The organism is Paraprevotella xylaniphila YIT 11841 (assembly GCF_000205165.1).
GTDB classification, from domain to species: domain Bacteria; phylum Bacteroidota; class Bacteroidia; order Bacteroidales; family Bacteroidaceae; genus Paraprevotella; species Paraprevotella xylaniphila.
The window spans coordinates 62,077-87,472 of sequence record NZ_GL883827.1 but is presented as its reverse complement, the minus strand read 5'-3'; the positions used below and the strand labels follow the sequence as shown (position 1 = coordinate 87,472).

Annotated in this window: 17 protein-coding genes and 1 tRNA gene; 9 read left to right on the top strand and 9 right to left on the bottom strand. The window is 50.2% G+C overall.

Annotated elements, in window-relative coordinates; all coding sequences use genetic code 11:
* Positions 1 to 55: 55 nt before the first annotated feature.
* From HMPREF9442_RS04110 to HMPREF9442_RS16650, 4 genes are read left to right on the top strand one after another with little or no spacing between them, the layout of a single operon-like run.
* Positions 56 to 1,045: a GSCFA domain-containing protein gene (locus HMPREF9442_RS04110; protein ID WP_008625659.1), complete on the top strand. Its 990-nt coding sequence runs from the start codon at positions 56 to 58 to the stop codon at positions 1,043 to 1,045.
* Between the two features lie 5 nt (positions 1,046 to 1,050).
* Positions 1,051 to 3,519: a bifunctional UDP-N-acetylmuramoyl-tripeptide:D-alanyl-D-alanine ligase/alanine racemase gene (locus HMPREF9442_RS04105; protein WP_008625657.1), complete on the top strand. Its 2,469-nt coding sequence runs from the start codon at positions 1,051 to 1,053 to the stop codon at positions 3,517 to 3,519.
* 14 nt (positions 3,520 to 3,533) lie between these two features.
* Positions 3,534 to 3,674, top strand: coding sequence for an ORF6N domain-containing protein (locus HMPREF9442_RS16655; RefSeq protein WP_253271011.1), 141 nt, complete (start codon positions 3,534 to 3,536; stop codon positions 3,672 to 3,674).
* A gap of 9 nt (positions 3,675 to 3,683) precedes the next feature.
* Complete coding sequence (locus HMPREF9442_RS16650) at positions 3,684 to 3,914, top strand: ORF6N domain-containing protein (protein ID WP_008625653.1); 231 nt, start codon at positions 3,684 to 3,686, stop codon at positions 3,912 to 3,914.
* A gap of 181 nt (positions 3,915 to 4,095) precedes the next feature.
* Here the strand turns inward: HMPREF9442_RS16650 and HMPREF9442_RS04095 are convergent, their stop codons facing one another.
* The 5 genes from HMPREF9442_RS04095 to HMPREF9442_RS04070 form a co-directional block, all read right to left on the bottom strand.
* The gene (locus HMPREF9442_RS04095; RefSeq protein ID WP_008625651.1) at positions 4,096 to 5,343 is read right to left on the bottom strand and encodes a sodium ion-translocating decarboxylase subunit beta; all 1,248 of its coding nucleotides are present in this window, start codon (positions 5,341 to 5,343) and stop codon (positions 4,096 to 4,098) included.
* A gap of 3 nt (positions 5,344 to 5,346) precedes the next feature.
* Positions 5,347 to 7,212 (bottom strand): biotin/lipoyl-containing protein, encoded by a 1,866-nt coding sequence (locus tag HMPREF9442_RS04090; RefSeq protein ID WP_008625649.1) that lies wholly within the window; start codon positions 7,210 to 7,212, stop codon positions 5,347 to 5,349.
* Positions 7,213 to 7,251: 39 nt separating this feature from the next.
* Entirely contained in the window at positions 7,252 to 7,515 is a 264-nt protein-coding gene (locus HMPREF9442_RS04085; RefSeq protein WP_008625647.1) for an OadG family protein, read from the bottom strand.
* An 868-nt stretch (positions 7,516 to 8,383) separates the two neighbouring features.
* Complete coding sequence (folB, locus tag HMPREF9442_RS04075) at positions 8,384 to 8,752, bottom strand: dihydroneopterin aldolase (protein ID WP_418809885.1); 369 nt, start codon at positions 8,750 to 8,752, stop codon at positions 8,384 to 8,386.
* Between the two features lie 5 nt (positions 8,753 to 8,757).
* On the bottom strand, positions 8,758 to 11,295 hold the full coding sequence (locus HMPREF9442_RS04070; RefSeq protein WP_008625640.1) for an adenosylcobalamin-dependent ribonucleoside-diphosphate reductase: 2,538 nt from the start codon (positions 11,293 to 11,295) through the stop codon (positions 8,758 to 8,760).
* Positions 11,296 to 11,610: 315 nt separating this feature from the next.
* Between HMPREF9442_RS04070 and HMPREF9442_RS04065 the strand changes: the two genes are divergently transcribed.
* On the top strand, positions 11,611 to 12,351 hold the full coding sequence (locus HMPREF9442_RS04065; protein WP_008625638.1) for a nitroreductase family protein: 741 nt from the start codon (positions 11,611 to 11,613) through the stop codon (positions 12,349 to 12,351).
* A gap of 152 nt (positions 12,352 to 12,503) precedes the next feature.
* Positions 12,504 to 14,966: a T9SS type A sorting domain-containing protein gene (locus HMPREF9442_RS04060; RefSeq protein ID WP_008625637.1), complete on the top strand. Its 2,463-nt coding sequence runs from the start codon at positions 12,504 to 12,506 to the stop codon at positions 14,964 to 14,966.
* Positions 14,967 to 15,023: 57 nt separating this feature from the next.
* On the opposite strand, the gene dnaA is transcribed toward HMPREF9442_RS04060, so the two are convergent.
* The 3 genes from dnaA to HMPREF9442_RS04045 form a co-directional block, all read right to left on the bottom strand.
* Positions 15,024 to 16,430, bottom strand: a complete 1,407-nt coding sequence (gene dnaA / locus HMPREF9442_RS04055) for a chromosomal replication initiator protein DnaA (protein ID WP_008625636.1) — start codon at positions 16,428 to 16,430, stop codon at positions 15,024 to 15,026.
* Positions 16,431 to 16,728: 298 nt separating this feature from the next.
* Positions 16,729 to 17,619 carry an MlaD family protein gene (locus tag HMPREF9442_RS04050; RefSeq protein ID WP_008625625.1) on the bottom strand — a complete coding sequence of 297 codons (891 nt, stop codon included), beginning with the start codon at positions 17,617 to 17,619 and terminating at the stop codon, positions 16,729 to 16,731.
* A 14-nt stretch (positions 17,620 to 17,633) separates the two neighbouring features.
* Positions 17,634 to 18,884 (bottom strand): N-acetylmuramoyl-L-alanine amidase family protein, encoded by a 1,251-nt coding sequence (locus HMPREF9442_RS04045; RefSeq protein ID WP_040602617.1) that lies wholly within the window; start codon positions 18,882 to 18,884, stop codon positions 17,634 to 17,636.
* Positions 18,885 to 19,151: 267 nt separating this feature from the next.
* On the opposite strand from HMPREF9442_RS04045, the gene HMPREF9442_RS04040 reads away from it, so the two are divergent.
* Both HMPREF9442_RS04040 and HMPREF9442_RS04035 read left to right on the top strand, forming a co-directional pair.
* Positions 19,152 to 21,047 (top strand): rhamnogalacturonan lyase, encoded by a 1,896-nt coding sequence (locus tag HMPREF9442_RS04040; RefSeq protein ID WP_008625621.1) that lies wholly within the window; start codon positions 19,152 to 19,154, stop codon positions 21,045 to 21,047.
* A gap of 38 nt (positions 21,048 to 21,085) precedes the next feature.
* Complete coding sequence (locus HMPREF9442_RS04035; protein ID WP_008625619.1) at positions 21,086 to 23,128, top strand: glycoside hydrolase family 97 protein; 2,043 nt, start codon at positions 21,086 to 21,088, stop codon at positions 23,126 to 23,128.
* Positions 23,129 to 23,695: 567 nt separating this feature from the next.
* Here HMPREF9442_RS04035 and asnA read toward each other — a convergent pair.
* The gene (gene asnA, locus HMPREF9442_RS04030; RefSeq protein WP_040602615.1) at positions 23,696 to 24,736 is read right to left on the bottom strand and encodes an aspartate--ammonia ligase; all 1,041 of its coding nucleotides are present in this window, start codon (positions 24,734 to 24,736) and stop codon (positions 23,696 to 23,698) included.
* Between the two features lie 178 nt (positions 24,737 to 24,914).
* Here asnA and HMPREF9442_RS04025 point away from each other — a divergent pair.
* A tRNA-Arg gene (locus tag HMPREF9442_RS04025) sits at positions 24,915 to 24,988 on the top strand.
* Positions 24,989 to 25,396 lie beyond the last annotated feature (408 nt).

Below are 25,396 nucleotides of genomic sequence, written 5' to 3'. Positions count from 1 at the left end.
TCTTGCTTACTTTTGCAGGAAAAAATACCGTTTTGACATTTAACGAATGTGAGATATGAAGTTTCGTACCACAGTAGAAAATGAGATGAAGGGATTGGATATCCATCCCGGAGACGGGCTTACCCTGTTGGGCTCTTGCTTTGCCGACCATATCGGCCGGCGTATGGTGCAGTCAGGGTTGGATGCGCATGCTAACCCGTTTGGGGTATTGTACAATCCGTTGAGTATAGCCGCGTGGTGCAGGGCGATGGCTACCGGAGAGCCGTTGCCCGAAGATATTTTTTTCGAATCGGGAGGACTGTGGCACAGTTGGTTGAATGACAGTTCCTTTTCTACGGAGAACCGGGAGGAATGCCGTGCCCGTCTGGAAAACGTGCGCTGTGAAGAAGCTGCCCGGTTCAGGTCGCTGAAAGTCCTGTTTCTTACTTTGGGTACGAACCGTTATTACCGTCTGCATGACAACGGGCGGGTGGTGGCGAATTGCCATAAGCAACCCGGGGCATGGTTTACGGAAGGGCAGTTGGACGTGGAGGGGACGAAGGCTGAACTCGGAGAGGCTTTGGAGGCTCTTTGGCGGGTCAATCCGTCCTTGCAAATTGTTTTTACGGTCAGTCCTTACCGTTATGCCAAATATGGTTTTCACGGCAGTCGGTTGGGGAAAGCCGTGCTGTTGTTGGCCGTGGACGAGTTATGCCGGGCGTATGGGGGGCGTTGCTTCTATTTTCCGGCTTACGAGATTGTGTTGGACGAATTGAGGGATTACCGGTTTTATGCGGCAGACATGTTGCATCCGTCCGAGGTGGCGGTAGAGTATATTTGGGAACGTTTTTCCGAAGTCTGTTTCCCTGCGGAAACACGAAGCTTCATGGCAGAATGGGAGGCTGTGGCGAAGGCTTTGTCACACCGTCCGCTACATCCTGAATCGGCGGCTTACCGGGAGTTCCTGCGTCAAACTATGTTAAAGTTAGAACGACTTACTGAAAAATACCCGAACTTAGTCCGGACATCTGCATACGAGAATTTGAAAAGTCTGCTAAAATATTGAGGATTATGTCTTATACATTAGAAAGAATAGCTTCGTTGGTCGGTGCACATTTGTGGGGCGACGAAGCAGTGGAAGTCCGGTGGATTCTAACGGATAGCCGTTCTTTGTGTTTCCCTGAAGATACTTTGTTTTTTGCGTTGGAAAGCCGTCGCAACGACGGGCACCGTTATATTCCCGAACTTTATCGTCGGGGGGTACGCTCTTTTGTGGTCAGTCGTTTGCCGGAAGACATGACATCTTGTCCCGATGCCAACTTCCTGCAAGTGGTCAGTCCGCTGAAAGCCTTGCAACGCTTGGCCGAACGTCATCGCGAGGCTTTCGACATTCCGGTGGTGGGTATAACCGGAAGCAATGGGAAGACCGTGGTCAAGGAGTGGCTTTACCAGTTGTTGTCGCCCGAAAGACGCGTCACCCGTTCGCCGAGGAGCTACAATTCCCAAATCGGAGTGCCTTTGTCCGTATGGAACCTGAATGAGAAAAGCGAAGTAGGGCTTTTTGAGGCCGGAATTTCCGAGCCGGGAGAGATGGAAGCTTTGCAGTCGGTGATTCAGCCGACCATAGGGGTTTTTACTTGCTTGGGCGATGCGCATCAGGAGAATTTCACTTCGTATGAGCAAAAGTGTATGGAGAAGTTGAAGTTGTTCAAGGATGCCAAAGTCTTGGTGTACGATATGGACGATGCGTGCGTAGCCGGTTGCGTCAACCGTTCGGCTTTCAAAGGAGAATACTTTGCATGGTCGCGGCAGCAGCGCGATGTACCTTTATATATCGCATCGGTGGAAAAGCGGGAGGCAGAGACGGTTGTGTCCTATATATATAAAGGTAAGGAGGCAGCCTGTTCTATTCCTTTTATCGACGAGGCTTCGTTGGCCAATTCCGTGTCCTGCCTGGCCGTATGCTTGCATTTGGGGATGAGTCCCGAGACGATTGCCGCAAGGATGGCCGTGCTCGAACCGGTGGCCATGCGCCTGGAGGTGAAAGAAGGCCGTTCGGGTTGTACGCTCATTAACGACAGTTACAATTCGGATTATAATTCTTTGGATATCGCCCTCGACTTCATGAACCGGCGTCCTGATTGTGCGGGGCGGAAACGTACGTTGGTTTTGAGTGATATCGAGCAGGCTGGCGGTGCGCCTGAGGATTTATATGGCCGCGTGGCCCGTTTGGTGGCTATGCGCGGCGTGGAGAAGTTCATAGGAGTCGGTCCGTGCTTGTCTGCCGTACGAGGTCTGTTCGGTATGGAGGCATGTTTTTATCGTTCTACGGATGAATTGTTGGGCAGCGGTGTGTTGGACACGTTGCACGACGAAGTGATTCTCATCAAAGGGGCAAGGTCTTTCCGTTTCGACGTTTTGACGGAACACTTGGCCTTGAAGGTGCACGAAACGACATTGGAGGTCAATTTGAATGCCGTAGTGGATAATTTGAACTATTACCGCAGTTTCATGAAGCCGGAGACGAAGATGGTATGTATGGTAAAGGCGTCGGCTTACGGGGCCGGTGCTGTGGAGATTGCCAAAACCCTGCAGGATCATCAGGTGGATTATCTGGCCGTGGCCGTGGCCGACGAAGGTGTGGACTTGCGGAAGGCCGGCATTACGGCGAATATCATGATTATGAATCCGGAGATGAGCAGTTTTCCGACCTTGTTCGAGTACGACCTTGAACCGGAAGTGTACAGTTTCCGTTTGTTGGAAGCCTTGACTCACGAGGCGGAGAAAGAAGGGGTGACCCATTTTCCCATCCATGTGAAATTAGACACGGGCATGCACCGGTTAGGATTCGACCCGGAAAAGGATATGCCGTTGCTGGTGGAACGGTTGAAACGCCAGTCGGCTGTGATTCCCCGTTCCGTATTTTCCCATTTCGTCGGGAGCGACAGCGACGATTTCGATGCCTTTTCCGCCCGTCAGTACGAGTTGTTCCTGAAAGGCAGTGCGCAGCTTCAGCAGGCTTATAGTCATAAGATTTTGCGCCATATCTGCAACAGTGCGGGGATTGAACATTTCCCGGAGCGTCATTTGGAGATGGTACGTCTCGGCTTGGGGCTCTATGGTATCAATTCCCGGAATAATGAGATTCTCCATAATGTCAGTACGCTCAAAACCACGATTCTCCAGATACACGAAGTGCCGAAGGAAGATACGGTGGGATACAGCCGCAAAGGGCGGTTGACGCGTGACAGCAGGATTGCAGCCCTGCCCATCGGTTATGCCGACGGCTTGGACCGCAAATTAGGTTGCGGCCGTGCGTATTGTCTGGTCAACGGACAGCGTGCCCCGTATGTGGGCAATATTTGCATGGATGTCTGCATGATAGATGTGACGGACATAGATTGCCGTGAGGGCGATACCGCCATCATCTTCGGCGATGATTTGCCGGTGACGGTGCTGAGCGACGCTGTGGGTACGATTCCCTACGAAATCCTGACGGGAGTCAGTGCCCGGGTGAAGAGGGTGTATTATCAGGACTGACATAAAAAATGGAAATGGATAGGAATACTTTGCAGCATACTGATGTGGGACTGCCGACAGGCAATATGTTTGAGCAGGTTCGCAGTAAAATAATGACCGTGCGTGAGACGGTGGTGATATTAGATGCAGATATAGCGGAATTGTATGTTGTGTAAACCAAACGAGTGAACGAGGCTGTGAAAAATAATCCGGATAAGTTCCCGCCCACTTACATGTTTCGGTTGACACGTGAGGAAATGATATTTTTGCGGTCGAAAAATCCGACCGTAAAAATATCGTCTAAAAGTCGTGCCTTGCCTGCCGTGTTCACGGAAAGAGGATTGTATATGTTGGCTACTATATTGAAAAGCAAGAAAGCTGTGAATGCGACGTTTGCTATATGTAAAACGGGTTAAAAGGCAAAATGGTTCGGAGCATACGGAAACAGAATAACCCGTTTTTTAATCTGTTGGGTTGCCGATGTGAGTGAAGGTGATACGTCTTTGATTTTACTTCTTTTAAAGACAGAAGAACATAAGGAAAAAATCTTATCCTTATGTTCTTCTGTCTTCTTTGTTTATCCGGTTTGTAACTGTCTTACCCCAAGAAGGAAATCAGCACGCCGGCTGCCACGGCCGAGCCGATGACACCGGAGATGTTGGAGGCCATGCAGTAGTTCAACACATGGTTTTTCACATCATATTTGGTGGCGATTTCGTTGCAGACACGACTGGCCATGGGTACGGCACTCAGCCCGGTGGCACCGATGAGCGGATTGATTTTCTTCTTGCTGAACAGGTTGAATATCTTCACCATGACGATGCCGGAAGCAATGGACAACGCAAAGGCGAGGAATCCACCGATGACGATGCCTATCGTCTGCATGTTGAGGAACGCATCCACTGTCATCGTTCCGCCCACGCATAATCCTAAGAAGATGGTGGCCGCGTTCATGATGGAGTTGGAAGCCGCATCGAACAGGCGCGAAGTGTCGGCACCGATTTCTTTCAGCAAGTTACCGAACATCAGCATGCCGATGAGGGGTACTGCCGTGGGGACGAACAGGGCTACTACTGTCGTGACGGCAATAGGGAAGATGATTTTCAGTACACGCAGGTTTTTGATTTCCGTGGTAGACGGATGCAGTTTTTCTTGTTCCTTCATGTTAATCATCAGTTCCTTCTTCGTGCAGGTCAGTTTCACCACCAACGGGATGATGACCGGCACAAGTGCCATGTAGGAATAGGCTGCAATGGCGATAGGACCGAGCAAGTGTGGGGCCAGTTTGATGGTCGTGAAGATGGCCGTCGGGCCGTCGGCACCACCGATGATACCGAGCGAGGCGGCCTCTTTCGGCGTGAAGCCCATCAGGATGGCTACCAACAGCACGGCAAAGATGCCGAATTGGGCGGCGGCCCCGAAGATGGACAGGCGCAAGTTGCGCAGCATCGGACCGAAGTCTGTCAGGGCGCCTACTCCCATGAAGATGACGGGTGGAAGGAAACCTGTCTTGATGAGCATGTAATAAAGGAAGTTCATCAGGCCGAATTCATGGGCGATGTCGTGCAACGGCATTTCCCAGATGTTGGCTTTGCTGCCGTTGGCCAGTGTGACCATCCCTTGCGAGTCCGCTTGTATGACCCCCATCTCGCCGCCCGGGAAGTTGGCCAACAACACCCCGAACGCAATGGGCACGAGCAACAGCGGTTCGTACTTTTTCACTATACCCAAGTAGAGCAGGACGAAAGCCAGCGCATACATGATGAGGAACGACGGGTCGGCAATGATGTTGCTGAAAGCCGTCATCTGGTATAGCTTGTTGAATATATCTGTTAACTGTTCCATAATTTACTGCTTGGCTATTTTCATGATTACGTCATCTTCTTCCACGGCATCGCCGGAGTTGACCAAGATGGCCGTGATGGTGCCGTCGAATTCGGCGCGGATGGCATTATAGGTCTTCATGGCCTCGATGTAACCCAGGATGTCGCCCGCTTTTACGCGGTCGCCCGGTTGCTTCGGTGTTTCTTCCGTGTTTTTCACGCGGTAGAATTTACCTTCCAACGGAGCCGGGATGTCTTCGCCTTCGCCTGTGGCTGCGGCGGGTTGTGCCGCCGGTGCGGCTGATGTCTGTGCCGGTGCGGCTTGTTCTCCGTAGGCGATGTCCACTTTGTAAGATTGTCCGTTCACGGTAACGGTAACGGTAGAAGGCTGTGCCGGTGCGCTTCCTGCGCTGGCCGGTGCGGCGGCAGCCTCGCGTCTCTTTTGCAGGTCGGCCAGGAAGTCTTGTTTGGCCTTGCCGCTCTTGTAAGCCTCATACTGCGACGGGTGCATGGCATACTCGAAGAGTTCCTCGTCGTCTTGTCCAGTGTCCCATCCTTTTTCGGCCATCATCTGGCGGTATTTGTCCAGTTCGTCCGGATAGTTGGCTTGCGGGTCGGTGTCGGAGAACTTCCGTCCTTGCGCTTCGGCCAGTGCCTTCAGTTCCGGAGCCACTTCGCCCGGCAGGCGTCCGGCCTTGCCCAAAATCATGTCCCAGATGTCATCGGCAATCATGCTCCAACGTTCTTTGCTTTTCTCCATTTGGATGACGTTCATCAGGGCCAGGTTTTTCACATATTGGCTAAACGGGGTCACGAGGCAGGGATACCCCACCTTGGGCCAGATGTAGGCTACTTCGTCGAACAGCTTGACGAGTAATTCGTCCTGCGTCAGTTCGGCTTGCCCATGTTTGGCCTTCCATTTGTTGAGCGACTCCAAGTTGGTCTCCAGATCGGCCATGAGCGAACCCATCATGCCGCCCGGCAGTCCCGGGGCGATGAGCAGGGAGTTGTTGATACGGTTGAGCGGATTGCAGTATAATCCGAGGAAGTCGTCCATCATTTCCTGTATCTGCGAGCGTACCTCCATGTAGGCCGCCATATTGATTTCTTTCACCTTGAAACCTGCGTCCTTCAGCATGGCCTGTACGGCCAGGATGTCGGCGTGCCCCGTACCCCATGCCAACGGGGCTACGGCTGTATCCACATAGTCGCATCCGTTCTTACATACTTCGAGGATGGAAGCCATGTTGAAGCCCGGTCCCGCATGGGAATGGTATTGCACGATGATGTCTTTCTTGTAAGCCTTGATGCCCGCACATATTTTACCGAGGGTTTCGGGGCGGCCGATGCCCGCCATGTCCTTGAGGCAGATTTCGTCGCATCCCAAGTCAATGAGTTGTTGGGCCATCTTCACGTAATATTCTACCGTGTGTATGGGCGAGTGGGTGATGCAAAGGCTGCACTGCGAAATCATGCCGGCTTCCTTGGCGTAGCGGATGCTGGGTGCGATGTTGCGGATGTCGTTCAGCCCGCAAAACGTACGGGTGATGTCCGTGCCCTGCGCTTTCTTGACTTTATAAAACAGGCGGCGCACGTCGGCCGGCACGGGACTCATGCGCAGGCCGTTCAGTGCGCGGTCGAGCATGTGGGTCTGGATGCCCGCTTCGTGGAACGGTTTCGTCCATTGGCGCACGGCGTTGTTCGGGTTTTCCCCGAAAAGTAGGTTTACCTGTTCAAAACCGCCCCCGTTGGTTTCCACACGGTCGAAACATCCCATCCGGATGATGGCGGGAGCCACTTTCACCAACTGGTCCACGCGCGGCACGTATTTTCCGGCACTTTGCCACATGTCGCGGAACACTAAGCTGAATTTTACTTCTCTTTTTTCCATTGTATGTTTTTTCTTTTAGATTTCAATGACTGTTTGTGCTTACAGGCGTTCTACCTTGCTCACGCTTCCTTTGCCTCCGGTGATTTGGCTGACAGCCTCCCGGATGACGGCCAGTGTTTGGGCATCGATGGCCGAGGCCATACCGGGTGCGGGCTTCCGTTTCGGAGCCACCGTTTCTTCGGGGGCTACTTTGTTGACTATCTGAATCAGCCATTTGCCCAACTGGATGACAATCATGAGGATGATGAACACCGTAACCATGCCCACCACCATGAGTTGTAATGCTAAACCTATGTTTTCCATTGTTTTGGTGATAATTTATTATGTGAATTTGTCCTTTTGTGTCTGTTTCATGTTATTGCCCGCTAAATTACAAAATTTTCTTGTGGGATGGAAGAATAAGTGTGGAAAAATACTCTTAAAAAAATGCAATATCGGAACTCGGTATGTATGGAGACTTTTCAGGAAGTTGCTGAAAAGCCTGTTTGAAATAAATGATACGAAAATGCGGGTTTATGGAACAAAAAGAAAGATAATAGCTTGTTTAGGGAGGGAACGAATGATTGTAAAAAACACCATTCAGACAATTTTCACTTCGTTTCCTTTATGTTTTTTTACAGTTTCGGGATGCTTTTAAATCTTGTTGACAGATTTTAAGAATCAATCTCAGCTGAATGATTTTTCGTTCGGCTGAAAAAACGTTTTTTTTCTCCGCAGGATGTGGAAAAAACATCTGCCCGATGGCGCGCCGACAGGTAGAAACCGGTGTAGGGAAGTACGTAAATCGCCATCTTTTTCTCTATTTGGAGGTCGGAAGTTGTCGAAATCAGGATGGCACAATGAGAGGTGGAGCTTCTTTGGGGCTTACGTGCTTTTCGCTTGTTTGCGCGTTGTATGCCTCATTCTTGTGCAAGAAGTAAGCAAAAGTTGTGGCAGGGGGGCACAAAGGGTTTCTGCAAATGCGTGAGAATCGTTTCTTTTCTCCATGTGTGCCTGCATGTCCGGAATATGCGATTCTGAGGAGGCGGAAGTGACAATTTGACAAAATGATATTTGGACAAAAGAACATAAGAACAAAAAGCCTTTTAAGACTTGAAAATATGTTCTTTTGTTCTTATGTCTAAAATATAGATATTCTGTCTAAAAACAGTTCATACCGATGTCCGGGTCCTTATCTTTCCGCTTCGATTTCCACCCCGGCTTCGCGGCAATCGGCCCCCATCGGCGGATTTTCCTTGGTCAGGGTCAGGTGGATGCGGCTGATGGAAGGGAAGTTGTCGAAGAGCCTTTGAAGAATCCGCCCCGCCACGTGTTCCAACAACTTTGAAGGGATGTCCATTTCCGCTTTGATGCTTTCGTATAAGTCGGCATAGCTCACTGTGCCCTCCAACCGGTCGGTCCGCATGGCCTCGTTGAAATCCGTGTCGGCTTCTATCCCGACGTGGAAGTAAGCGCCTGTCAGTTGTTCTTGCGGATCCACGCCATGGTGGGCATAGAAACGTACGCGGGGCAGCAGGATGCGGCTGTTCTTCACTTTCATAGAGCCTATCCGCATCTGGAGGCGCCGCAGTGCTTACAGATGAGGCATCCTTCTTGATATACCAACGATTCGTGACCGCAGTTCGGGCATTTCATACCTTTGGCTTCCGTGCCGTCCGTGATGTATTTCTTCAGGGCGCGTTCCACGCCGTTTTTCCAAGTGTTGATACTTTGGCTCTCCAGTTGCAGCGAACCGACGAGCTTGATGACATGGTCCAATGGCATGCGGTAACGCAGCACACCGGAAATCAGCTTGGCATAGTTCCAATATTCCTTGTTGAACTTCTCGGAAAGTCCTTCCACGGTGGTCTTGTATCCCTTCTTGTTTTCGAACTGGAAGTCGTAACGTTTGTTGCCGTCTTCGTCCACGTTCTTGATGATGCGTCCTTTCATGACGCTTTTCGGAAGGACGATTCCCTCGTCGTCATCTTGAATACCCGTGAAGATTTCGTAGGGATAGCCGTTCAACAGTCCGACGAAAGCCACCCATTTTTCTTTGTTGTTCTGGAAGCGTACCACGTCGCATTCCAATACCTGCGGACGTTTTTCCGTCACTTCGGGACTTTTGCAGGGAAGTTCCGGCTGTTTTTTCTCGTTCTTCACGGAAATCATCACGCCCGAACGCGAACCGTCGCGATAGATGGTACAACCCTTGCATCCCGAACGCCAAGCCTCCACATAGAGTTGGTTGACCAGTTCTTCGTCCACATTGTTCGGCAGGTTGACCGTCACGCTGATACTGTGGTCCACCCACTTCTGGATGGCTCCCTGCATTTTGACTTTCATCAGCCAGTCCACGTCGTTGGCCGTGGCTTTATAATAAGGAGAACGTGCCACCAATTCGTCGATTTCCTCTTGCGTGTAACGTTTTTCCGTGTCGTATCCGTTGATTTTCATCCACGTGAGGAACTTATGGTGATAGACGATGTATTCCTCGAAGGCATCGCCCGTCTCGTCGATGAAGTCGATATGTACTTCCGGGTCGTTCGGGTTGACCTTGCGCCGGCGTTTGTACACGGGCAGGAATACCGGTTCAATCCCAGATGTGGTCTGTGTCATGAGACTGGTCGTCCCCGTCGGGGCGATGGTGAGGCAAGCGATGTTGCGTCGTCCGTATTTTACCATGTTTTCGTACAGTTCCGGGTCTGCCTCGCGCAAGCGGTTGATGAACGGGTTGTTCTTTTCGCGTTCGGCGTCGAAGATTTTAAATGCCCCGCGTTCTTTGGCCATCTGTACCGATGAACGGTATGCCTGCAGGGCCACGGTCTTGTGTACTTCCACGGCAAAGTCCGTGGCTTCTTGCGTGCCGTAACGGAGGCCGAGTGCGGCCAACATGTCACCTTCTGCCGTGATGCCTACGCCTGTACGCCGTCCCTGTCCGCTTTTCTTGTATATCTTTTCCCACAAATGACGTTCCGTGCCCTTTACTTCCTCGGATTCCGGGTCGGCGTCTACTTTTTGGAGAATCATTTCAATCTTTTCCAGTTCCAGGTCGATGATGTCGTCCATCAACCGTTGGGCCAGTTGCACATGTTTCTTGAACAAATCGAAATCGAAATAGGCTTCCGGCGTGAACGGGTTGACCACGTAAGCGTAAAGGTTGATGGCCAACAGGCGGCAACTGTCATACGGGCAAAGCGGTATCTCGCCGCAGGGGTTCGTGCTCACGGTGCGGAAACCAAGATCGGCATAACAGTCGGGCACGGATTCACGCAGGATCGTGTCCCAGAACAAGACGCCGGGTTCGGCGCTTTTCCATGCGTTATGCACGATTTTCTTCCACAAATCCTGTGCGTTGATGTCCTTGGCCACCATGGGAGAAGAACTGTCGATGGGGTATTGCTGCGTGTAGGATTTTCCTTCAATGGCAGCGTGCATGAATTCATCGTCGATCTTGACGGATACGTTCGCTCCCGTGACTTTGCCTTCCGTCATTTTGGCATCGATGAACGATTCGGAGTCCGGGTGCTTGATGCTGACGGACAACATCAGTGCGCCCCGCCGTCCGTCTTGTGCCACCTCGCGCGTCGAGTTGCTGTATCGTTCCATGAAAGGGACGAGGCCGGTAGAAGTCAGGGCCGAATTTTTCACCGGCGAGCCTTTCGGGCGGATGTGCGACAGGTCATGGCCTACGCCGCCGCGCCGTTTCATCAGTTGCACCTGTTCTTCGTCGATGCGGATGATGCCGCCGTATGAGTCGGCTTGTCCGTCCAGACCGATGACGAAGCAGTTGGAGAGCGATGCGATTTGGTGGTTGTTGCCGATTCCGGTCATGGGACTGCCTGCCGGGATGATGTATTTGAAGTGATCAAGAAGTCCGAATATTTCTTCTGCCTTGAGCGGATTCTCATATTTGTTTTCGATGCGGGCGATTTCGTTCGCGATACGCCAGTGCATGTCTTCGGGCGATACTTCATAAATATGGCCGTATGAGTCTTTCATGGAGTATTTGTTCACCCACACTCTTGCGGCCAACTCATCTCCGTTGAAATATTGAAGGGCAGCCTCAAAGGCTTCGTCATAACTGTAAGTCTTCTCTTTCACGACTGTTTGAATTTAAATGGTTTACTTTAGGATTCCGTTATCAGATTTTGTAGAAGCAATAGCGGTCAATCCGGAAGGACGTTGCAAAACTACACATGTTTTCTGATATGACCAAAGGAAAAACTTAAAATCTTGTCTTTTTATGGAAAGTTTTCCATTCTTTTGTGTTATTCGTTTGATTATGAGTTTGATGCATTTTAAGCGAATCGGAAAAGTTATCCAAAAATGAAAATCTTAAGAAATAAAAACCTTTGAAATCTAATCTATTATGAATCATTTTGTGTATCTTTGTCCGAAGTAAAAAACGAATGAATCATGGAAACAGTAAAGAACCGCAGAAGTATTCGGAAGTATGCCGGAAAACCGGTGGATGAGGGACTGTTGCGTCGGCTTTTGGAAGTATCGGAACGCACGCAGACCATGGGGAACATGCAACTTTATAGCGTGGTGGTGACGCGTAGCGAAGAGATGAAAAAGCGTTTGGCACCGGCGCATTTCAATCAGCTTATGGTGACTCAGGCACCTGTGGTCCTGACGGTATGTGCGGATTTCAACCGTACGGTCAAATGGGCGGAGCAGCGCAAGGCGCAGCCCGGATATGACAATTTTCTTTCATTTTTGAATGCCGCTACGGATGCGCTGTTGTTTACGCAGACGTTTTGTAATTTGGCCGAGGCGGAAGGGTTGGGGATTTGTTATTTAGGTACGACTTTATATATGCCGTCCCAAATTATCGACATCTTGCAGTTGCCCCGCTTGGTGATGCCGGTGGCGACACTCACCGTCGGATGGCCCGACGAACATCCCGAGCAGGCCGACCGTCTGCCTTTGGAGGCTGTGGTACATGAAGAGACCTATCACGACTATATTCCCGAAACCATCGACCGATATTACGGGCCGAAAGAACAATTACCAGAGAACAGGCATTTTGTGGAAATCAATCACAAGGAGACGTTGGCTCAAATTTTCACGGATATCCGTTACACCCGTAAGGATAACGAGGCTATGAGCCGGGGTATGTTGGAGGCTTTGAAACGTCAGGGGTTTTTAGATTGACGGGCGCAGGCATGCGTGGTAAGAGCGTGCCTTTTACTCTGTGTTAAATAAACTTAACGGGGGGGGGTAAAAAAGCTTTGCCTCCCTTTTTGTTTTGTCGGAGTTTCAGTATTTTTGAATCCGTATAAAACCAACTTTAAAAAAATAAGTGTATGAAGAAGATCTTACTTTTATTGTGCTTGTTCTTAGGCATGCAGACTTATGCCCAAGACGAGGTGAGAGAGTTGACTACGGTGATAAAGGTCACCCCGTCGTCTTCCGAGCGTTTCGACGTGGCGCAGTTGCAACTTGAACTCAACGGGCAGGGGATGCCTGAGAATGGGTTTGTCTGGGATGCAACTTCCAGTAGTTTCAAGGGCAAGTTGTCTTATAACCCTTACGAGGATAACTTCATCCGGCTTTACATGCCGGACCAGTCGATTTCTTACGAAGGGCCGATTCATTTTGATTTCGGCAACCCGGAATTTACGACGGTGGAGGTGAATGCGGATTTCTCTCCTTATCATTATGTGAGTTTCACGTCGGGCAGTCCGGAGGATTATACTGTGACTTTGGATTATTTGGGCTTGTCTGACGGGTCGGCTTCCGGACAATCTACGCCCGGAGTGGTTACGCAAAGGATGGATGACGGTGAATTTCTGCGTGCGGAAGAGTACAGTTATGAACTGTCTGCGTTTACGCCCGAGGGAATCAGCGTAGCAGTGAAAAACGGTAAAGTGACCGTAGAGGATGAAGATGTAGCCGTGGTTACGCCAGAAAAATTGGATGATATGACATTGGTCACTTTTCAGGTCAAAGATGCTGAGGGGAAACCGGGCGAAGCCGAGGTCATTCTTCTCCAAGCGAATTTAGATTTGTCTACCGATGAACAGGGGAGCGTGCAGGGATATCTTCAGCCTGGTACATATTACTATTATCCTGAGATGGAAGGCAACTATTTGGCTTCGCCTGCAACGGATTTGGCTACTTTTACGGCTTCAGGGAAAACTACCACTGTGGATTATTCTTTCCAAGACAAAGGGTATAAACCCGTGACGTTCCGTACGGAGGGCGATGTACAGTCCGGAAGTTTGACGATTTCTCCCGTCGGCATGGAGTATGATGAGTTTTATGTGAATAATATAGACTTCCCTTATACCGTTTACATGGTAGATGGTTTGTATAAGTATGGAGTGCAACCTGTTTACAATCCCCCAATGTATTTCGAAGCAGAACACGGGCTTGTGAATACGGCAGAGAGCCGTGACGTGGTTTGCTCTTTCCATTCCTCCGATTATGGGACGATGCGTTTCAAGTTGAAAGGGGCGGAAGAAGGTCATTATTATGGTATCCATGTAAGGCGTGGGAAAGACGGTTGGTCTACCGGCTTCAATCAGATTGACGGGGAAGATGGCTTTTCCGGTATGTGGGTGGCAGAGTTGGGTTTGAAAACCGGATCATACACTTACGCGTTGGAAAGGCAGGATTATGCCACGCAGCAAGTAGACTTCCTGACACTCGGTTCGTTTGATATGGAGGAACAGCAGGAAGTTGAGATAGATTTGTCAAAGGTGGAGAGTGTGCCGGTTGAAGTCTCCGTGGCGAATTTGCCGGATTTCATGGAAGGGCGGTCGTTTACGTGCGAGGTGAGTACGCCCCGGGGTGAAAATTTGTGGCAGTTCCGTCTTGAACGCGGGGAAACAACGTTTCAGACCCGTTTACCGGAAGGGGAATATGTTTTCAACTGGACTTGCTATTCCTCTTATTCGGGAGAAGATAATGTAGAGTTCGATTACGTGACACATGAGACCGTAGAAGGTGTATCGGACAAGGTGGTATTGGACTTCAGTCGTCTGGCGTATGCTCGTGTGAGGACCGTTGTGCCCGACGGGTTGGAGGCGGATTATTGCAATGTGTCCAGTGGAGGAGATTTCATCACAGAGATAGACTTCGAGGGCAGTGGTACGGTAACTTATGTCATACTTGCCCCCGGCCAATATGGCATACAGGCCACGGCTTCGAATTATGATGGGTTTGATTTGCATATATCTGATTTGCAGGTTGTTAAATTGGAGTCAGGACGTTTGACTGATGTGGAACTTAACATAGATCGCAAGCAGGAAGGTATCTTGTTGGAGTTGGACGTGGAGGATGTGGAAGGCCGGGGCTTGGCTAAGGCTACCGTGACGCTGAATGGTGAAGTGTACCGGACGAATGCTTCCGGGTATCTGACTTTGGCCGACGTGCGCGGTGACGAAATCCGCATGAAAGTGGAAGCCGAGGGCTACCTGCCTTTTGAAAAGGTGTATGCCGTAAACGATGTCTATCGTTATATCGGTGGAACCTATATGACAGTGGTGCTTGAGCCCAAGGGTGGTTCTTCTGTTTCTGCTGTGGAGACCGATGGTCTGTTGACTGTGGAACGTACGGTTGTGGATGGTCGTATTGTCATTTCCAACGCCACGGATAAAGTCTGGAACGTGCGTTTGGTCTCATTGTCGGGAGCTGTCGTGGCACAGGACGAAGCGCCGACCGGGACAACTGAATTGCAAGCGGGGCACTTGCGTAAGGGTATGTATCTCTTGAATTTGTATCGCGACGGAATACAGAAGACCATCAAGGTCATCAAGAAATAAAAACTTCCGGCGCACTTGCAGAAGCAGGTGCGCCGGAAGTTCTTTAAAATAGAAAGCTTATCGTTGTTTTAACAGCTTTTCTATTTCATCCATTTTGGATTTGAATGCCTTGTCTACGTGCAGCCGGTCTTCGACTACGCTGCAGGAATGCAATACCGTGGCGTGTGTGCGTTTTCCAATCAGCGAACCGATGCGGGCCAATGAAAGATTGGTATGTTTTTGAGCCAAGTACATGGCTATTTGCCGTACCTGTGCCACCGGTTGCTTACGGCATTTGGTGAACACATCTTCCTGCTTGACATTGAAGTATCCGCAAACTTTGTCGAGAATGAAATCTATGGTCACAGGTTTGTTTTCCACTTTTACCGCACGTTTGAGGATTTGTTCTGCCAGAGGCAAGTCTATATCTCGGTTCCATACGACGGAGTAAGCCATGAGAGAATTGACTATACCTTCCAACTCACGTACGCTGTCGTTCACGTTTTCCGAGACGAAGTCGATGACTTCTTCCGGTATTTTCAGGCCGTCCTGCCGGATTTTGTTTTCCAGGATATCATGGCGAAGCTGTTGGTTCGGCTTCTCCAATTCGGCTAATAATCCCCATTTGAAACGGGTCAGCAACCGTTCTTCCATGCCTTGCAAGGCTGTGGGCGGTCGGTCGGACGTCAGGATGAGCTGTCGTCCGTTCTGGTGTAAATGATTGAATATGTGGAAGAACGTGTTCTGAGTCTTGGTCAGGCTAGCAAATTCCTGCACATCGTCGATAATCAGTACGTCGATGGTTTGGTAGAAGTTGATGAAGTCGTTTACGGTATTTTTCCGTACGGAATCCGTGTATTGCACCTGAAAAAGGTGGGCGGAAACGTACAACACACGCTTTGTCGGGTGAAGTTCTTTGATTTTGGCCCCGATGGCGTTTACCAAATGAGTCTTTCCCACACCGGAAGCTCCGTAGATAAACAAAGGATTGAATGTGGATTGTTTCGGATGTTCGGCTATAGCCTGCCCTACGGAGCGGGGCAGTTTGTTGCTTACTCCTTCGATGAAGTTTTCAAAACTGTAGTTCCGGTTCAACTGAGGATCCAAATCCTGAGGCATGGGAGCCTGTAACGGACTGGGTGCCCTGTTGCTACCCGTTGCCTGTATCTTGGCACGGGGCGTCAAAGGCTGTGTGTTGACCGGCTCGATGTCTACGGTCAAATGATGGGTCTGGTCTACCATCAGGCTGTATTTCAACTGCGTTCCTTCTCCGAAAACTCGTCGTACTACGGAGAATATCAGCCGGCCGAAATGTTCCGACAAGAATTCATAGAAATACTGGCTCGGCAAGCCGAATGTCAGTACTTGCTTCTCGAAAGAGATGATCTGAATCGGTTCAAACCATGTCCTGTATTGTTTCTCGTCTACGTTATTGCGAATGATGGGCAGACAACGTTCCCATAACGATTGCGCTGAACCTTCCATTAGATTTTGTGTTTATCCGATGAACTTCCTATATACTTCTACGCTGCAAATTTCGCAATATTCCGCGATAAAAACAAGCCTTTGGCTAAGGACGGGAAGCAGAAGGCGTTTTAATTCCCTTGCAGTCAGAATGATAAAAAATAAAAAAATAAAATTGTGCTTTTTGCTTGTTTTTCTCTAAGTGTTTGTCTTGCCGAAAGATAGGTTTTCAGGGAGTGGTCGGGAGGGAAAATACAAAGCCGGACACCTTGGTCGGGTATCCGGCTTTACAAGCCTTGCAGCCTCTGTTTTTTCGAAGTTAGTTCTTACGTCCGAAAAGCGAGAAGTGTACATAGCGTTTCGGATTTTCTTTCAAGTCTATAAGCAGGTTGTTGGCACTGCCCGCCGTATGAGTCAGATTGTTGTACAAAGCACTGTCGTTCAGCAGTAGTCCCAACGTATTGTCTTTGCGGTTCATCTTCTCGGTCATGAGCTGCACGTAGCCCAATGTCGTATCTACCTTGCTTAAGGTGGCTTGCAGGTCCAGTTCATTCATGTGGTCGGTCAGGGTAATGACATTGTCGCCTATCCGGTTCATCTTGTCTGTCAGTTTTGGCATATCGTTACGTAACAAACCGTTCAGTTGCCGACTGCTTTCGTTAAGGTTGGCCGTAATGCTTTGGGCGTTTTCCATAATGTTTGGCAAGTTGGGGTTGGCTGCCAACGTATTCAGTGTGGTCAGCAGTGTGTCCACTTTGCCCATGATTTGTTCCACTTGCGGGACGATGTCGGCAGCTTTGTCCATCAGCCCCTTGGTGTCGTCTCCCTGAATGGTGTCGCCCGGAGCGTAGTGTCCGTCTTCAGGATTGCCCAGTAAAAGGTTCAGGTTACAGCCGCCTAACATTTCCGTAACCAATGTGCCTTTTGTGCCCTTAGGCAGGCACATGTTTTCGTCCACACTGATTTCCACCAATACATGGCCCGGCTGTTGGTAATTGTAAAGTATGTCGCGTACCGTACCTATTTTATATCCGTTGGCTAACACAGGACCGGACTTGGCCAATCCCTTGATGTCCGAAAATTCTATATAATAGGAATTGCTGGACTTGAACAGGTTAATGCCTTTCAAGAAATTGAGTCCGATAAAGAGTGCAGCGATAGCCACAGCACCGGTTAAGCCGATTTTAACCTCTTTCGTAAAGTATTTCATAAGTTTTTCAACGTTTATTTGTTCTTTTTATATTCGGAGATAGCTTCAGAGAGTTCCATCTTCCGGCCGTTTTTAAAGGCCACGATAAAAGCCCCTTTGAAATCTTCTTTTATTTTATTGCGTATTTTGATAGCTTCCTGATAGTCGGTGGTTGCCCCGTACGTGTACTTATAATAAGCTCCCTCTTTATAGAAATCTATCGGAGACAGGTTTTTAAAGCGGGAACTACCTGTGGGAATCTGCCGGGTGGAAGCCTGGATTTGTATCTTGAATACAGGCCGGGAGTCCGTTGCCGGTTGTTCCTGCTTTTTCTCCTCTGATCCGGAAGTTGAAGGCTTATCACTGTTTTGGGTCAATAAATCGATATCACTTTCGGGGGCATCCGTTACAGCACTTTCTACGGCCTGCATTTCGTTTCCTTCAGCCTGTCGCGCATCCTTTTCCGCTCCCGTTGTTTTTCCTTTCGTATGCTGCTTCTTATAAGAAAGGAAAGCGTTATAAATGCTTTGGCTCATTTTACGGATACCGTTTTGTGAGTTGAGGAAAGCCTCTTCATCGTGTGTGGAGATATAGCCCAATTCAATCAATACGCTTGGCATGCTGGTTTCCCGCAAAACAAGGAAGCCCGCTTGGTGTACGCCTTTGTCTGGCCGTCCGCCGGTTGTCCTGAATTCCTTTTGGATTTGTTTGGCAAAATCTACGCTTTGGGCCATGTATTTGTCCTGCATCAGTTCGAAAATGATGTAGCTTTCCGAAGATTTCGGATCGAAGCCTTGGTAACGTTCTTTATAATTGTCCTCCACTAAAATAACGGCATTTTCCCGTTTGGCCACTTCCAGGTTCTCGTCGGCACGGGCCATACCCAACGTGTAGGTTTCGGCTCCCCGGCCTATCGCTTTGCCCGGCAAGGAATTCGTATGTATGGATACGAATAGGTCGGCGTTTGCCCGGTTGGCAATTTCCGCCCGTCGTCCTAACGGAATGAATACATCTGTCTTCCGGGTGTAAATCACTTTTACGTCCGGACAATTTTCCTCCACCAATTTGCCGAAAGCTTTTGCTACAGACAGGTTGATGTTTTTCTCGCGGGAGAAACGGCCTATGGCACCGGGATCTTTCCCGCCGTGTCCTGCGTCGATGACCAACGTGAAACGGTCGGTTCCGGTCGGTGCGGCCGAAGCATATAAGAATTGGGTCTCTCCGACGTATGCCAAAAGAAACAAGAAGAGGAGCTTTATCGTTTTTATCGTCTTTTTTAGTTCCATTTTGTTATAGAGATAGGGATAGTCCAATGCAATTCGGTGCTTCTTAAAGTACGGACTGTCGCCTATCTTGTGCAAATATAATAGATTTTCAGGTAAGGGACGACTTGTTTTCATGCTTTTCTGTAAGGCATCCCAGAGATTTTAATAGATTTTATCAGTCTGCCGGTCGCGTGTCTCCTTTCTTTTCGCTATATTCGCACCGTCATTAACTGAAGGCTCATGAAAAATAATCTGAGGAAAACTTGTTTATGTATTTCGGCCCTGTGCATGGCCGGGGCCGTATGGCCGGTTGCCATGCAGGAGGAAGATGCCGTTTCCGCCTGTGTAACCGGGAGGCCGGAAATGAAGTCATCTCTTTCTACCACCGGGGAACGTTTGGGACGGGGAACCGTAGCTGTCAGGTTATCACCCGATACGGTCATGGTGGGTTGGCGTTATTTGTCTTCCGATTCGGTCCGTACGGTGTTTAATGTGTACCGTGACGGTCTGTTGGTTACCCCAAAACCAGTGTCTGTTTCCACGCAGTTTTACGATTATAACCCGTCCTGGGGAAAATCGGTATATGAGGTACGTCCGGTGGTGGACGGCCGGGAAGAACCCTCGTCCGGCGGCAAATGGACGCTTCCGGCCAATGCCCCGTGCGGTTATCTGGACATCCCGTTGCAGCAGCCGGAGCCGCAGACTATGCCCGGCGGCGAGGTTTGCACCTATACGGCCAACGATGCGTCCGTCGGTGATTTGGACGGTGACGGGGATTTCGAGATAGTGCTGAAGTGGGAGCCTTCCAATGCCAAAGACAACTCCCACAGCGGTTTTACCGGAACCGTGTTTTTGGACGCTTACAAGTTGGACGGTACCCGCCTATGGCGCATCGACTTGGGGCGCAACATCCGTGCGGGGGCGCATTACACCCAGTTCATGGTGTACGACCTCGATGGCGACGGACGGGCTGAAGTCACGGCCAAGACTGCGGACGGCACGGTGGACGGCCGGGGACATTCGATAGGCGATCCCTCGGCAGACTACCGGGTGGGGGCGCAAGAGCCGGTGGAAGGCCGGAAAGGGTATATCGCTTCGGGTCCGGAGTTCCTGACCGTGTTCGACGGGAAGACGGGCGCAGCCTTGCAGACGGTAGGCTATATCCCTTCGCGTGGAAGGTTGGAAGACTGGGGTGACAATTATGCCAACCGCAGTGAACGGTATCTGGCAGCTGTGGCTTATTTGGACAGGAGGCATCCGAGCGTAGTGATGTGCCGGGGGTATTATACGCGTACTGTGTTGGCGGCTTTTGATTGGGATGGCAAGCGGTTGGCGTCGCGTTGGGTGTTCGATACGGATTCCGCCCGTTGGGCTTCGTACGCAGGGCAGGGAAACCATAACCTGCGTGTGGCCGACGTGGACGGTGACGGTTGTGACGAAATCACGTACGGCTCGTGTGCGATAGACCATGACGGGACGGGGCTGTACAATACCGGTTTCGGCCATGGCGACGCCTTGCATCTCACGGCTTTCGACCCCTCGTCTGGTTGTTTGCAAGTGTGGGACTGCCATGAGAACAAGCGCGACGGGAGCGATTTCCGCGATGCTGCGACCGGAAAGGTCGTCTTTCAACTCCCGGCTGCCAAAGACGTGGGGCGTTGCATGGCGGCGGACATCGACCCTACGAATTACGGATTGGAGATGTGGTCGTCGGCTTCCGGGGGCATACGGAATATAAAAGGAGAAGTGGTTTGTGCCGCACCTAAAGGGTTGCCGATGAACATGGCTGTGTGGTGGGACGGCGATTTGCTGCGCGAGATGTTGGACCATGAAACGGTGAGCAAGTACGACTGGGAGGCACAGGCTTGCCGTCCGTTGGCTACGTTCGACGGATGCAGTTTCAACAACGGGTCGAAAAGCAATCCTTGCTTGCAGGGCGACATTTTGGGCGACTGGCGCGAAGAGGTCGTGGTGCGTACGGCGGACAATACGGCTTTGCGCGTATATGTGTCCCCGCTTCCCACTCCTTACCGTTTCTATACGTTCTTGGAGGATCGGCCTTACCGGCTCAGTATCGTGACGGAAAACGTGGCCTACAACCAACCCACACAGCCCGGCTTCTATTTCGGTGCGGAATTAGAACGGAGTGGCAAGCTTTTCCGGGGGTATCAGTTTGGAAAATGAGAATATGGAAAATTATATGAACTAAAAATGAAAAAACAATGAAGAAAAACTTTTTGGCGGCTATTTTGTTAGCCGGAATGATGTCTGCGGGCGGAACAGTCTGGGCTGTGGGCGGAGCGGACGCTGCTCCTTTGGCGGCAGTCATGGCTGCGGCAGCGCAGCAGGATGAAAAGACCGTCACCAGTCCCGACGGTATGACCTTCCTCAAAGTAGGACTGAAAGACGGACGCGCATATTATAAGGTAGGATATTATGCAAATGGAAAAGAAGGACGGAAGGAAGTGACGATGTTGGAGGAGTCTCCCTTGGGTCTGGTGACGAACTTTGCCGATTTCAGCCGCGACTTGGTATGGGTGAAAGAACAGGCCGGTACGCGCGACATCCGTTACGACCTGGAGCGCAGCAAGGCGAGTCGGGTGGACAAGAAGGCCAATACCTTTACCGTGCGTCTTGCCAATGCCAAGAAACAGGAGATGGAAGTGGAATTTGTGGTGGAAGACCACAATGTGGCTTTCCGTTATTTCCTGCCCAAACAGGGCGGAACGGGCAGTGTGCGCGTGATGAACGAAACCACCGGGTTCCGTTTTCCCGGCAAGACCACGACTTTCCTGACACCGCAAAGCGATGCCATGATAGGTTGGAAGCGGACGAAGCCCAGCTACGAAGAGGAGTATAAGGCCGACGCACCGATGGGGACGCCTTCACAGTACGGCCATGGTTATACCTTCCCCGGATTGTTCCGTGTGGGGGAAGACGGTTGGGTACTTGTGAGCGAAACGGGCGTGGACAGCCGCTATTGCGGATCCCGCCTGAGCGACGCGCAGGACGGCCTGTACACCGTGGCTTTCCCGATGCCGGAAGAGAACAACGGTAACGGCACGCCGGAACCGGCTTTCGCTTTGCCTGGCCATACGCCTTGGCGTACGCTCACGGTGTCCCGTGACTTGGCTCCCATCGTGGAGACCACGGTGGTTTGGGACGTGGTGGAGCCCCGTTTCACCACGGAACATAAATATAAGTACGGGCGCGGCACGTGGAGTTGGATTCTCTGGCAAGACAACAGTATCAACTACGACGACCAGGTGCGTTATGTAGACATGGCTTCTGCCATGGGCTATGAATATACCCTGATAGACAACTGGTGGGACAACAATATCGGCCATAAGCGGATGGAAGACCTCATCAAGTACGCGCAAGGCAAAGGCGTGGATATTTTCTTGTGGTACAGTTCTAGCGGTTACTGGAACGACATCGAACAAGGTCCGATTAACATCATGTGCGACCCCATCACGCGCAAGAAGGAGATGCGTTGGATGCAACAGCAAGGCGTGAAGGGCATCAAGGTGGACTTTTTCGGCGGCGACAAGCAGGAGACGATGCGTTTGTACGAAGCCATCCTGAGCGATGCCGACGACCACGGGCTGATGGTCATCTTCCATGGCTGTACGTTGCCGCGCGGTTGGGAGCGCATGTATCCCAACTATGTGGGCAGCGAGGCCGTGCTAGCATCCGAGAACCTGATTTTCAACCAACATTTCTGCGACAACGAGGCTTTCAATGCCACGCTGCACCCGTTCATCCGCAACTCGGTGGGCTGCATGGAGTTCGGTGGCACCTTCCTCAACAAGCGGCTGAACCGGGGTAACGACGGTGGAACGACCCGTGTCACCACCGACATATTCCAGTTGGCTACGGCCGTGGCTTTCCAGAACCCTATCCAGAATTTTGCGTTGGCACCGAACAACCTGACGGATGTGCCGGCTTTCGAGATAGACTTCATGAAAGAAGTTCCTACGGTGTGGGACGAAGTGAAGTTCATCGACGGTTATCCCGGACGCTACGTCGTGTTGGCGCGTCGCCACGGACAGGATTGGTATGTGGCAGCCTTGAATGCAGGAAAGGAGGCTTTGAAACTGACTGTGGAATTGCCTATGTTGGCCGGTACGGCAGTGTCTTATTACCACGACGGCAAGGATGGAAAAACTCCACAGGCAGAAGAGGCCAAGGTGGCTAAGAACGGAAAATTCAAGCTGACATTGGCAGCCCAGGGTGGTGCCGTGCTGAAAGGTAAGGCTCTGTAAGGTTTTATGCCCGTTCGGGGTGTGTCTGAAAAATGCTTTCAGGTGCTCATACTTCTTGTCCCATAACGTGTTAAGGTGAATGTTTTACGTTTGTTAACTCTTTCAGGTGTCCGTTTGAAAGCCAGTCCATGTTGAAAGGACGGTGAAAGGCAGGTGAAGGGTATTGCGATGCAAGTTCACCTTAATTCGTTGGAATACAATGGGTATGAACAGGTGAAGGCTTTTTTCTTGTTTTTGTTTCATGGGGGTGTGACAGTAGTTGCACACTTGTAAATCGTTTGGCGCAGAACGGAAAGAAGTTCTCAGCCGAACGATTTTTCGTTCTGCGGAAAGAATGGGAGCCGTTGCCGGAGGTTGCAAGGTCAATCCCTTCTCTTCTTCCCGTGTGTCTTATTTGACTGTTTTATGTGTGGCTTTTGAAAAAATAAAACTGATTTATGGTTAAAATCAAGATGCCCGTTTCGTGCGCTGCGTGAAGAAATAATCACTCGAAACAACCATATACCACGCCCGGAACTCACATCGCTGCGAGTTTCGGGCGTGATTTTTTGGGCGGGAGGATGTAGGCTATATCAATATTATACCGGCTTCTTTGCACTCTTGGCGCATTTCCTCAGGCCAGATACTCGACTGGGTTTCTCCCACATGTGCCTTGTGGAGCAACACCATGCACAGGCGGCTTTGCCCGATGCCGCCACCGATGGACTGGGGGAGGGTACCGTCAAGCAAGCGGCGGTGGAAGTACAGTTTTTTACGGTCTTCCTTTCCGCTCAGTTGTAATTGTCTGAGCAGGGTTTCTTTGTCTACACGGATGCCCATGGAGGAAAGTTCGATGGCGCGGCCCAATATGGGATACCAGATGAGCAGGTCTCCGTTCAGTCCGGCCAAGCCGCTGCGTTCGTCTATTGTGGAGTAGTCGTCATAATCCGGGGCACGTAGGTCGTGTTCCTTTCCGTCTTCCAATTTTCCGCCGATACCGATGATGAATACGGCACCGTATTCCCGGCAGATGGCATCCTCACGCTCTTTCGGGGTAAGGTCGGGATAACGTTGCCTGAGCTCTTCGGCATGTATGAAATGTATGTCTTCCGGTAGGAATGCTTTCAACTGGGGATAGGTCTCGCAAATAAAGAATTCCGTGCGCAGGATGGCATTGTAAATGCGGTTGACGATTTTTTTCAGGTATTCCGTGTTGCGGCTGTGGGGCGGCATGACGCGTTCCCAGTCCCATTGGTCTACGTAAAGCGAATGCAGGTTATCCATTTTTTCGTCTGCACGGATGGCGTTCATGTCGGTGATGATGCCGTATCCCGGTTCCACTTTATACTCAGCCAATGTGACCCGTTTCCATTTGGCCAAAGAGTGGACCACTTCCGCTTGGGCCTCGTTCATGTCTTTGATGGGGAAAGTGACGGGACGCTCCACTCCGTTCAGGTCATCATTCATTCCTAACCCTTTGAGTACGAATAAGGGAGCAGTCACCCTGCGTAAACGCAGTTCGGTGGATATACTGCTCAGGAAGAAGTCTTTTATTTTCTTAATGGCAATTTCAGTCTGCTGCAAATCCAACAGCGCATGATAGTTTTCCGGTTTGATTAAATGACTCATTGCTTTATGACGTTTATTGATTTCTTTCAGAATGTTCTGCAAAGATAGCGTATTTTTGTTAACTTGGAAGTGTATAACGTGTTTTTTGTGTCTATATGATAATTTTTATTTTGCGGATTAATTTTTTGAAATAGTTTGGTGCGTCTTTGTTTTTTTCTTAATTTTGCATCGTTTTTAAGGCTCCGTAGCTTAGCTGTATAGAGCGTCAGATTCCGGTTCTGAAGGTCGAGGGTTAGAATCCCTCCGGGGTCACGAGAGGAAAGTCCTTAACAATCTATGGATTGTGGAGGACTTTTTTTATGTTTTGTATTAGGGTCTTTTTTGTGTTTTCGTTTTCTGCTTTCCAACGGATTCAGACTAAAAAAGATAGCCGTCTTTCACAAGACAGCTACCTTTACATTAACCTAATTTCAATAATGAAAAACAATTCTTATTCCGTTCATGCTCGCTTGCATGATTGCTCTCTTAGTAAGAGAGCAATGAGTGCTTTCATTGCGCTGATTTATAGGGGGTATGTCTTCGGATGGAAAGATTTCATCAACATTTGGAAGCGTTTGCGAACGAAAAAAACAATCCTATATTTTGCAGGTTCGCTGATTTTTCTTAATTTTGCCGATGAAGAAGGTTTTTTATTCCACTTGTATATCTCTTACTAAGAGA